Annotated in this window: 6 protein-coding genes; 4 read left to right on the forward strand and 2 right to left on the reverse strand. The window is 68.6% G+C overall.

Features of this window, described 5'->3' with window-relative positions; all coding sequences use genetic code 11:
* Positions 1–115 precede the first annotated feature (115 nt).
* Complete coding sequence (locus SLUN_RS37590; protein ID WP_108154323.1) at positions 116–1,393, forward strand: ISL3 family transposase; 1,278 nt, start codon at positions 116–118, stop codon at positions 1,391–1,393.
* A gap of 282 nt (positions 1,394–1,675) precedes the next feature.
* Positions 1,676–2,023, forward strand: a complete 348-nt coding sequence (locus SLUN_RS37595) for a hypothetical protein (RefSeq protein WP_159100430.1) — start codon at positions 1,676–1,678, stop codon at positions 2,021–2,023.
* Here the strand turns inward: SLUN_RS37595 and SLUN_RS37600 are convergent.
* Positions 2,002–3,717: a sigma factor gene (locus SLUN_RS37600; RefSeq protein WP_108154325.1), complete on the reverse strand. Its 1,716-nt coding sequence runs from the start codon at positions 3,715–3,717 to the stop codon at positions 2,002–2,004. The two genes, SLUN_RS37595 and SLUN_RS37600, sit on opposite strands and share 22 nt — an antisense overlap.
* A gap of 454 nt (positions 3,718–4,171) precedes the next feature.
* On the reverse strand, positions 4,172–4,636 hold the full coding sequence (locus SLUN_RS37605; protein WP_108154326.1) for an ATP-binding protein: 465 nt from the start codon (positions 4,634–4,636) through the stop codon (positions 4,172–4,174).
* Between the two features lie 1,198 nt (positions 4,637–5,834).
* Between SLUN_RS37605 and SLUN_RS37610 the strand changes: the two genes are divergently transcribed.
* The gene (locus tag SLUN_RS37610; RefSeq protein WP_108154327.1) at positions 5,835–8,690 is read left to right on the forward strand and encodes a helix-turn-helix transcriptional regulator; all 2,856 of its coding nucleotides are present in this window, start codon (positions 5,835–5,837) and stop codon (positions 8,688–8,690) included.
* 337 nt (positions 8,691–9,027) lie between these two features.
* Positions 9,028–10,629, forward strand: a complete 1,602-nt coding sequence (locus SLUN_RS37615; RefSeq protein ID WP_159100431.1) for an endonuclease/exonuclease/phosphatase family protein — start codon at positions 9,028–9,030, stop codon at positions 10,627–10,629.
* Positions 10,630–10,891: the final 262 nt, after the last annotated feature.

Genomic DNA, 10,891 nt, shown 5'->3' on the forward strand with positions numbered 1-10,891 from the left:
GGTGGCCGGGTAGGTGTCGAGGTCTCCCGAGGAAGGGGTTTCCTACACCAAGCCCATCCGGAAGACCTCGCCGTTGCACGACGCTACCCCTGAGGCGGGCTTCGCCCGCGCTGACATGACTACGTTCTGCCGCCTTGACGAGCTCGGGCTCGAAGTCACCGGTCAGCGACTCGCCCCGGATCGTGCGGTTCTCGCGTGCCGGGTCGTCGAGTCCGATCAGTGGTGCCGCCGCTGCGGTTGCGAAGGCACACCGCGTGACACCGTGACCCGGCGGCTGGCGCACGAGCCACTCGGCTGGCGGCCCACGATCCTTCACGTCACGATCCGCCGCTACCGCTGCATCGACTGTGGGCACGTGTGGCGGCAAGACACCACCAAGGCGGCTGAGCCGTGGGCGAAGCTCTCGCGCCGCGGGCTGCGGTGGGCGCTTGAAGCCATCGTCTGCCAGCACCTCACCATCGCTCGTGTCGCCGAAGGGCTCGGGGTCGCCTGGAACACCGCCAACGATGCCGTTCTGGCCGAGGGCAAGCGTGTCCTCATCGACGACACCGGTCGGTTCGACGACGTCACCGCGATCGGCGTCGACGAGCATGTGTGGCGCCACACCAGGCGTGGCGACAAGTACGTCACCGTGATCATTGACCTGACCGGCAACCGCGACGGTACCGGCCCTGCCCGGCTGCTCGGCATGGTCGAAGGCCGCTCCAAGCAGGCTTTCAAGGCCTGGCTCGCCGAACGCGAAGAGTCCTGGCGCAACCGCGTCGAGGTCGTCGCGATGGACGGTTTCACAGGGTTCAAGACCGCCGTCAGCGAGGAACTACCCGACGCGGTCGCGGTCATGGACCCATTCCACGTCGTGCGTCTGGCCGGCGACGCACTCGACCGATGCCGCCGACGTGTCCAACTGGCCATCCACGGGCACCGCGGACGCAAGAGCGACCCGCTCTATACCGCACGGCGAACCCTCCACACCGGCGCTGACCTGCTCACCGACAAGCAGAAGGACCGACTGGCCGCGCTGTTTGCCAGCGACGCTCACGTTGAGGTCGAAGCCACGTGGGGGGTCTACCAGCGGATGAACGCCGCCTACCGCGAACCCGATCGGAGCAAGGGCCGAGAGCTGATGGTGAAGTTGATCGAGTCGGTCAGCCAGGGCGTCCCGAGCGCGTTGAGCGAGATCATCACGCTCGGCCGGACACTGAAGAAGCGAGCCACCGACGTGCTGGCCTACTTCGAACGCCCGGGCACGTCCAACGGACCGACCGAGGCCATCAACGGACGGCTCGAACACCTCCGCGGCTCCGCCCTCGGATTCCGCAACCTCACCAACTACATCGCCAGATCCCTGCTGGAAACCGGCGGCTTCAGGCCACGACTACACCCTGGATTGTGAAGAGCCGCTTTGCCCAGGGCCTCGTTACGTGCGGCAGGTGCCGTGCTGTCACAGGTCCTTGAAGCTGTAGCGGAGGGGCGTCAGGGATCTGGGCGAGGGCCCCGTCGAGCACCGCGATGTGATCGGCGGCCGTGTTGGCGCCGGCGTTCCCGGAATAGCGAGACTTGGTACCCACGCCCAGATGAGAGGGAAGGGCACGTGGCCAACTGACCTTTACGCAAAGAGATCGGCGACCAGCACGAGCAGCGCATCTCCCGAGAGCTCGAACGCCGCGGATGGACCGTGCAGTTGTGCGGCCGGGGCACCTATCCCACCGCGATCCAGAACGCGCTCAGGCTAACCAGCTCCGCACTGCGCCAGTTTCCCGACCTGATCGCAGCCCGCGGCCCGGACCCCATCGCCATCGACGCCAAGACCCGCATGCCCAGCACCACCACCAACCGCTACGCCATTTCCTGCAAGTGCCTCCTTGCGGGACTTCAGTTCCTGGGCCTGTACGCACCGGTGCCCCTGTACTACGTGTTCGGCGACCTGACCGTCCTCACACCCCCGGAGGCCATGCACTACCCCTCGAACGCGACCCGCCAAAGGGTGCGGCTGCCTGTGGGTCACGGACCCCAGAGCCGGTAGCGGAGCCGTGGGGAGCTGTAGTAGTGGTAGGTGAGCACGATGGGGGCGTCCGCGTCGGGCGGCGGGTCGTTTCCTTCCCACCAGTCGAGCATGCCGAATTGCATTTCGTGCCAGGGCTTGCCGGCCTTGCGTTCGGCGCGTACCAGGTAGCTGCCGTCGTTCTCGCCCCACCACGGGTCGAAGCGGAACAGTTGCCCTTCGCCGTCGGTGCGGCAGGGGCGCATTCCGACGGCGATGTGGAGGGCGTTGTCCTGCAACCGCTGGACGCCTCTGTGATAGTCGATGCACTCACCGCTGGCGGCGTTGCGCAGGGGGCTGTAGCCCGGCTTCTCCTTGAACGACACGGTCTGCCAGACCTGGGTCCTGCTGCCCTTGCACGGGTTTTGGACCACGGCCGTGCCGTCGGGCTCGACGCACTGGGCGGTGACTCCCGCGTTGCGCAGAGCGCCCGACCATGTGACCGGCCCGAGCGGAGGTCTGTGGGCGGCGCCTGGTCTGGAGGATGCCGTGGCCGATGCCACGGGGGGCGGTGTGGCTCGGCGCGATGATGCGGTGGGGGACGGCTGTAGCGTGGGGCTGACAGTCGGCGCAGGGGCGACGAACCCCGGTGGCGTCCATTCTGCCTCCACCCGCGAGGCCGAGGGTGCTTCGTCCTGACCTTGCGGGACCATCAACAGGATGAGGATCGCGAGCCCGACGGCGGTGACGATGCCACCGGCGATCACCCCGGAGCGAAGCCGTGAGCCCGGGGCCCATGGCCACCGGTCCCCAGCGTCGTCCACCACAATCCGGTCGGCAGGTGCAGCGGGCGGTGCAGTCCCGTCGGCGGCGCTCTGACAGGCCTCTACCATCCGGGACCCTGCATAAGCCGCGCCGGCCCACAGCAGGACCCCGACCGGCAGGATGAAGCGGAGCTGCTCGTCGATCGCGGTGAGCTCGACCAGCGCCTGGCGGCAGTCGTAGCACTGCGAAAGATGCCGGCCCAGGTCCTCGGTTGTGCGGCGTCCCGCCCGGCGTGCGACGGCGCCGAGCATCGGGCCGTAGCGGCGGCATTCGTCCGTAGGGGAGTTTTCTTCGTGGGTGGCCAGGTAGGCATGCCGGAGCCCTTGCGCGGCTCGCGACACGAGCGGATCGACGCCGTTCTCGTCCACACCGAGCAGGCGGCCGACCGACGAGGCCGCATCCCGCTCCACCTCGGTGTGCCACAGGACGGCCTGCCAGCGCTCGGGCAGGGAGCGAAACGCCCTGAGGACGGGGCTGTCGTCCTCAAGGCGGAGCATCCGTTCCCGAATGCTCTCGGGCTCCGCGTCGCTGCCGGCCAGGCCGCCGTGTGAGGTGGTCAGCCACTCCCGGAAGTCGGGGGACAACTCGGCGCGGCGGTCTGTGCCTGCCCAGCCGGCAGCGGTGCGCCGGACGACGGCGAGCAGATACGGGCGCCAGGCGAGCGTGGGACTGTTGCCGGACCGGGCGGCTCGCAGCGCGTGGGCGAATACTTCCGAGGTGAGATCCTCGGCGCCCTGCGGATCATGGCAGCAGGTGTACGCGTACGAGAGCACCGGCTCACGATGCTGCTGGTGCAACTCCTCCACCGCGGCGTCGGATCCAGGGCTCCTCGAAACAGCGACGAGTTCGGCGCCGATGGACGGTCCGTCCTGCTTGTCGACCATGGAGCAGCCAAGCCTTCCAAGTTCCATGAGACAGGGGTCGGGGACACGGGCGACGTACGAACGGAGTGTCCGGAAGCCGCCCGGGGTGTGGTGAACAGGGCCTGAAACAGGCTGATGCGTGACTCATGCGCCGGGCCCGAGGAGGCCGGAGGCATACCCCGTGTGCGCTTGCGCCGCAGAATCCTGGGAGGCGGATCGCCGGCGGCAGGGCAGCGGCGCCGCGCGCTGGACCTTCACCCGGGCGGCCGGCCGTTCGGGGTCGCCGGTCCGCGCCGCGATCGGGCAGCTGGCGAACTCAGGTGGTGAATCACCAGCACCGCTCACAGGGCCAGTGCTCCGGTGTAAGGCTCCACGTACTCTCACCTCACGGCGGACGGTCCGGGATCGGCACTGAGTGGATACCGGATCACCCATACCTGCGAAATTGCCGGAAGCGTCTCGAACCCCTGGGCTCGCGGACCTCCGCGCGACTCGCGGGCGGCTAAGTGACGGGGATGCGGGTCGTCACCCGGGTGCCGGCGATGGTGGGCAGGACCGTGCACCGGCTGGTGCACGCCCTGACCAGTTCCAGTCCTCGCCCGAAGGACGCGCGCTGTGCCAATGCCGGGGTCCGGGCGTCACTCTCCGGCCACCGTCCGTTGTCGGTGACTTCGACGGTCAAGGCGACGCCGTCGAAGGTGATCAGCAGCGCGACGTTCGGGCTGCCGCTGTGGAGCACGACATTGGTGACCAGTTCACTGACGACGAGCGCCAGCGTGTCGCACGGGTCCTCGGGAACCGCCCACCGTCGGGCGGTGGCGCGCGCGAATCGCCGTAAGTCCGGCACGGCGGCGTGCGTCGACCGGGTGAGGCGGAACGCCAGACGCCGTATCCGATCGGGCGGCTTCGCGAGGATCGGTCGAGGGCGGTCGATGAACACTCGGCGAGGGTGGTCAGTGGTGGCCATATCGGTCTCCGTGGGGGCGCCTGCTGACAGGCATCGAGGGATCGATGGATCACTCCGACCGTGACTGCCGCCGACCGGCAGGACAAGCAGAACTGGCGAACTACGGATACGCAACATTCCAGACGTTCACCGCGCCGTGGGTTGACGACCGCGCCGTCAACTCGGTTTGTAACGACTCGGTTGCGCCGCGGGATGGTGTGGCCGTAACCCGCTCTCCATCACAACAGGAAGTTTCCGCCCCGCCCACGGCCCACGGAATGACCGCCATGCCCCACAGCACTACCGGCACCCCCACTTCCGGTGCCGCCGGCAGCGACGCCGACCTGATCCCCACCTATGCAGGCGCACGGTCCACGAGGCCCAGACCGCGCTGGAGAAGCTGTACCGGCGGCACCTGCCGCCAGTGCCCGCGTACGCGCGCAGCTGCGTCCGGGACCGGCACACGGCGGAACCTGACCTCGCAGGCGTTCCCCCGTGCGCCGCAGGCCGTTCGGGGAGGCAGCGGCCCCGAGGGCGCTTGGCGCCCGTACCCGCTGACCACGGTTCGCCGCACTGCCTCCGCCTGGTCGCTGACGGCCCGCCGGAGCGAACTCGCCCCGACGAGCCCCCGGTACCGTCCCGTACGCCATCGCAGCACGGCAGTACGCCGTTGGCCCTCCTGTACTGGTCCCAGGACCCCGACGACCGCACACGGCTGCCGATCGCGCCCACTGGTAGGTGCATGGACATCTGCGTACGAGGCCCAGTGTCACGGCGGCCGGACGCAGCAGTGGGAACGGGCTGTCCAGCGCGCCGCCCGGGAGGCAACGATCCGCAACCACGCGACCGGCACGTGCCGCACCCGCACCGGCTCGGCGACGGACGGTGCTCCCGTCCGTCAGCGACGTGCCGGCTGCAACTCCATCGCGGCCACGGCCCGCTGGGCGTACTTCCGGCTCGAAGACGGACAGGTCGTCTTCGCGCAGAAGGGTTCCAGCGAGCGTCGTCTGCCCCTGGATGACTGGCGTAAGCCCGGCGAGGGCGAATCTCACTCCCGGTCCATCGGCACGACCGCCACCTACGACAACTCGCCGTCGCTTCACTTCCTTTGGGAGGGCGATGCCTTCGGCGGCTGACGGCAGACATGTGACGGGCGGGCGGGACCGGGCGGACCACCGGATCGAGCTCGAGTACGAGGAAACCACGTAGGGGGAACGTGATGCGTGAGCGTGAGTGGGATACGGCAGTACGGGGGCCGCTGGCCTCGGGCGCGCCGGTACTGGTGCTGGTCGAAGGAGAGGCAGGGACCGGCAAGACCAGGTTTGTCCAGTGGTTGCTCGCTCTGCCTGAGCTCGGCAGGGCGCCTCGCCTGACGGTGAACTTCAAGGCCTCGGGCGCTTCCATCGTCCATGACTACCCTCCTGCGAAAGGCACGGCGTCGGCGGGGCCGGAGGCCACAGCGGTACGTCGTTCCGGATCCTTGCAGCCCAGAGCCCTGCGGCCCGGTGCTCCGGCTACGCCCTCGTGGCTGGCTCCGCTGGCGGCTTCCTCCTTGGGAGAGCTGGCGTCCTCGCTCGGCACCGGTGCTCCGGTGCTGTTGGTGGCCGAGGACGTTCACCGTGCGGACGAGCAGGTCGCCCGTGCACTGCGTACCCTGCTGGCCGATCCGCCGGCCGGACTGCGGGTCGTGCTGTCCTACCGCCCCGAGGATCTGGCCCGTCCCGGGCTGGTGCTGGGCGCGCCGGTGGGGTACCCGGCCGAGCTGCCCGTCATCCGATTGCGGCTTGGGGCACTCGGTGAGGCCGAGGTGCGCCGGATGGCGGTGGAGGCCTTGGGCGAGGACCGCTGCTCGGCCCCGTTCCTTGCCCGGCTCCACGAGCGGTCGGGGGGAATCGCGCAGGTCGTGGCTGATCTGTTGGAGGAGCTCAAGGCGGCCGCTCCGCTGCCGCGCTCGGGAACCGCAAAGGCCGGCCAAAAGCGGTTCACGGCCAGGGACGTGGACGAGGCCGACGTGCCGGTTCGGCTCGCCGAGTCGGTGGTCGGCCGCCTGGCGGCACTGGACGAGGAGCCACGGCGCGTGGTGTGGGCGGCGGCAGTGCTCGACGAGAGCCTGAGCGAGGACGACTTGGCCTCGGTGGCGGGCCTGCCGACGGGGAGCATTCGCGCGGCTCTGATGACCGCACTGTCCGAAGCGGTGCTGCACGAGCCCGGGCCCTGCCGGTACGGGTTCCGTGTACCGATGGCAGCCGCAGCCGTGTATCACCTGATACCCGGCCCGGTGCGTCGGGAACTGCACGGTCGCGCGGCCGAGGCGCTGGCGTCCCGGCGTCCGGTGCCGTGGGCGCGGCTGGCCCACCAGCAAAAAGCGTCGGGCCGAACAGCGGACTGGCTGGAGAGTGTGGAAAACGCCGCACGTGAGGCCGTCGAGGCCGGAGACTATGCGCTGGCGATCGGGTTGCTCGAGGGCACGCTGGCACATTCTGACGTTCGACAGCCGACCCGGGCCCGGCTTGCCCTGATGCTCGCACAAAGCGCGACCAGAGGGCTGCACTCCGACAAGACGCTTGAGGTCCTGCGCCGAGTGGTCGATGACCGTGCGCTGCCCGCCGCCACGCGTGGCGAAGTCCGGATCGAGCTCGGGAAGCTCCTGCTCGTGGTCGCGCGGGGCAACGAGGCGCGAGCCGAACTCAGGGCGGCTGTAGATGAGTTGAGTAACCGTCCGGCGCTGTCGGCGCGGGCCATGTCGGTCCTTGGGGTGCCCTACTGGCCCGGCAGCGGCCCGCTGGCGGACAATCTCGCCTGGCTGCAGCGGGCCGAGACGGCAGCGGCCGGGAGCGGGGATGCCGCGCTCCAAGTGTCGGTCGCGGCGACCCGCGCGGCCGTGATGGTCTGCGTGGGTGATCCGGATGGGTGGCGATGCCTGGAGCAACTTCCACGGGAAAGCGATGACCCGCGGATTCTCCAGCACTCGGCATGGGGTCTGTGCTGCGCCGCCAATGCGGCGATCTGGCTGGGCGAGTATGCGAAAGCGCGCGAGCTGCAGGCCGAGGGCATGAAGCTGTACGCCCGGAGCGAGGTGCCGTTCGCGGAACAGGTGTCACGAGGTACGTCGCTGCTTTTGGACATGGAGACCGGTCACTGGGCGGGGCTGGCAACCTGGGCCCGGTTGTATGTGGCGGAGGCGGGCGAGGTGCTGGGTGCAACGGGCGAAGCCATGCTGGTGCTCGGCCTGCTGGCCCTGGCGAAAGGTGAATTGGACCAGGTGGACACCTGGCTCTCCGGTGCCGGCCTGTCCGGGGACGGGAGCCCCGTACCGCGGGTGGCGGCGGCCTCCGGCGGTCGCATCAGGCTCGCCCTGGCCCGCGAGGACCTGACGGCAGCAGCCCGGGAGGCGGCTGAGGCATGGGCCAGGCTGCAGGCCGCGTCCGTGTGGGTATGGGCGGCCGAATTGGCCCCATGGGCTGTGGAAGCGACCGTCCGGTTCGGGGGGTTGGACACGGCGCAGGAGATGGTGGACGAGTTCGCGGCAGGCATCGAGAGCCGACAGGCTCCCGCCGCCGCAGCGGCACTGATGTGGTGCCGGGCGCTTCTGGCCGCCGCACACGGCAAGCTCTTGGAAGCAGCCGATTACTTCCGTCGAGCCCGCAAGTGCTACCAGGCGCTTCCCCGGCCCTATGAGGCGGCCCTCGTCGCGGAGGCCGGTGGACGATGTGCTCTGAGAGGCGGACTGGAGACCACCACGGGCCTTCAGGAACTGTCCGCCGCGACACACGAACTCGAGGCGCTCGGCGCGACCTGGGACGCCGCCCGAGTACGAGCGGAACTACGGGCCCATCACAGTACCCAGCTGCCTCGCCCTCCCGGCCGCCCCGGCTACGACGAGCGGCTGTCGCCGCGCGAGCAGGAGGTGGCACAACTCGCCGGTGACGGCCTGAGCAACCGCGAGATCGCGGCGACCCTGTACCTGTCCCCGCGGACGGTGGAGCAGCATGTGGCCCGCGCCATGCGAAAGGTGGGTGCACTCTCCCGGCATGACCTGGCGCGTAAGGTCCGCAACGGGGAGCCGGAAGGCTGAGGTTGCAGACCTTTGCGACCACCGCCCCCGCGAATGCGGCGATCGAATGGCCACAACGGTCCCGACCGACTGGCACCGCGGCGCTCGTCCGTGCCGCCCGCCGCTGAAAACGGAAGACTTTCGAATATTTATTGAGTATAGGTGGTCCGCATCTCCTTAATGATCGCCTGGCTCAGCCCGCGCTATATTTCCGGCGCCGTCAAAGGCCGCAACCAGCAAGATCATTCTCTGTAATAGGTCAATAACGGCAGGCGAGTTGCCACGTTGCCTGACGGGCCGTTAGGGCTTTTGTCGCTATGAGGGAGAGCCTCGTATGGGAATAAAGGGAGAGCCTCGTATGGGAATAAGACGTCACTATCCGAGCCGCGGCATGTGGATGGGTCTGCGAGCATTGGTCATCACGATCGCCGTGCTGCTGGGCATGGCTTCTCCGCTGTCGGCCTCCGCGGCGGCCCCCACCGGCACGATGAGCTTGAACCAGCTCGACTATCAAACAACCCAGCAGGTCACGGTCACCTACACAACGAGCCGGCCCAGTTCCACCAACTGGGTCGGCATCTATGCCGATCCCGGCAACGGCCCGGTCAACGGCCAGCAGCTCGGGGCATCGACGAAGTGGGAGTACGCCCCCGGCTCCGCCGGCACCATCTCCATCCCGGCCTCCGGCCTCAGCGCCGGGGCCTATGTGGCCTACTACCTGTACAACGACGGCTACACCTGGCTGGCCAACCCGGTGAAGTTCCGCATCACGGACTCCGCGCGGGCACGTACCGGTTCGATGAGCCTGGACGGGCTGGACTACCCGGCGGGTGACCCGGTCTCGGTTACGTACAGCACGAGCCAGCCCAGTTCCCTCAACTGGGTCGGCATCTACGCCGATCCAGGCAACGGCCCGGTCAATGACCAGTACGTCAGGCCCTCGACCAAGTGGCTCTATGCCCCTGGTTCCTCCGGCCAGATCTCGATCCCGACCGCCGGTCTCAGCCCCGGCCACTACGTCGCCTACTACCTGTACAACGACGGCTACAGCCGGGTGGCCAGCCCGCTGAAGTTCCGCGTCGTGCCCTCCACCGCGGCCACCACACTCAAGGTGGTTTCCTTCAACACCTGGATGGCCGCCAGCCAGGTGACCGACGGCCTCACCAAGGCCACCAACTTCATCACCTCCAGCGGCGCGGACGTGGTGGCCCTGCAGGAAAGTGGCGGGTACCTCGCCAAGGATCTGGCACGAGACCTGGGCTGGTATTACTACCAAGGCCCCGGCAGCGTGGCGATCATCAGCAGGTACGCGATCACGCAGACCTTCGGGCCCGCGCTGGACAACACCGGGCTCGGCGCCCGGCTCAACCTGGGTGGCGGTAAGCAAGCCGTGGTGTGGTCGGTCCACCTGGACGCTTACCCCTACGGGCCTTACAACGCGTGCTACGAAGGCATGACGCCGGCACAGATCGAGGACGCCGAACGGGACTCTTCCCGGCGGGTTGTGCAGATCAACGACATCCTCACCAGGGCGGCACCCGAGATCAACGCCGCTAAGAGCGGCGGCCCGCCGGTTTTCCTGGCCGGTGACTTCAACGCACCGTCGCATCTGGACTGGGTGCCTGCGGCCGCGAGCCAGAACTGCGGTTACAGCTCCGTCAACTGGCCGACCTCCAGGGCCGTCTCCGACGCCGGACTCAACGACTCGTACCGGGTCGTCAACCCCCTTTCTGCAACCATGCCGGGCGACACGTGGTCCCCCGTGTACCCCAAGAACAACGGCTCCACCGGGCCAGACGAACCGCAGGACCGCATCGACTTCGTGCACTACGCCGGCTCAGCGACGCCGGTCAGTTCGGCGGCCGAGGTTCGTGGCACGCCACAGCCGGTTCCCGACAATCAGAACAACGAATGGGTCAGCGATCACCGCGCCGTGGTCACGACGTTCAACCTGACCTGAAGTACCGCCACACCGCAGCGAGGATGCTGCGTGCGTGAGAAGCCACCCTCGTGGACAGTCTTGAGTCAACCAGACATCGCCCCTGCCACCGCCCACCCCCTCGCCACAGGCGAATGGATCAAGAAGGGGCAGCCTCTCCGCCTGATCGGCGACTCCGGCACGGGCAGCAAGCAGCCGCAAGCTGACCTCACCGAACACACGACGGCCCCGCCGCCCTCCGGGCGGCGGGGCCGTCCACGCAGTGCCGTCATTTCGCATGCAC

The sequence above is a fragment of the Streptomyces lunaelactis genome (assembly GCF_003054555.1).
Taxonomy (GTDB): Bacteria; Actinomycetota; Actinomycetes; order Streptomycetales; family Streptomycetaceae; genus Streptomyces; species Streptomyces lunaelactis.

Coding starts and splice junctions, on each gene's coding strand:
- SLUN_RS37590 (WP_108154323.1), top strand. CDS start 116: ATGACTACGTTCTGCCGCCTTGACGAGCTCGGGCTCGAAGTCACCGGT.
- SLUN_RS37600 (WP_108154325.1), bottom strand. CDS start 3,717: ATGGAACTTGGAAGGCTTGGCTGCTCCATGGTCGACAAGCAGGACGGA.
- SLUN_RS37605 (WP_108154326.1), bottom strand. CDS start 4,636: ATGGCCACCACTGACCACCCTCGCCGAGTGTTCATCGACCGCCCTCGA.
- SLUN_RS37610 (WP_108154327.1), top strand. CDS start 5,835: ATGCGTGAGCGTGAGTGGGATACGGCAGTACGGGGGCCGCTGGCCTCG.
- SLUN_RS37615 (WP_159100431.1), top strand. CDS start 9,028: ATGGGAATAAGACGTCACTATCCGAGCCGCGGCATGTGGATGGGTCTG.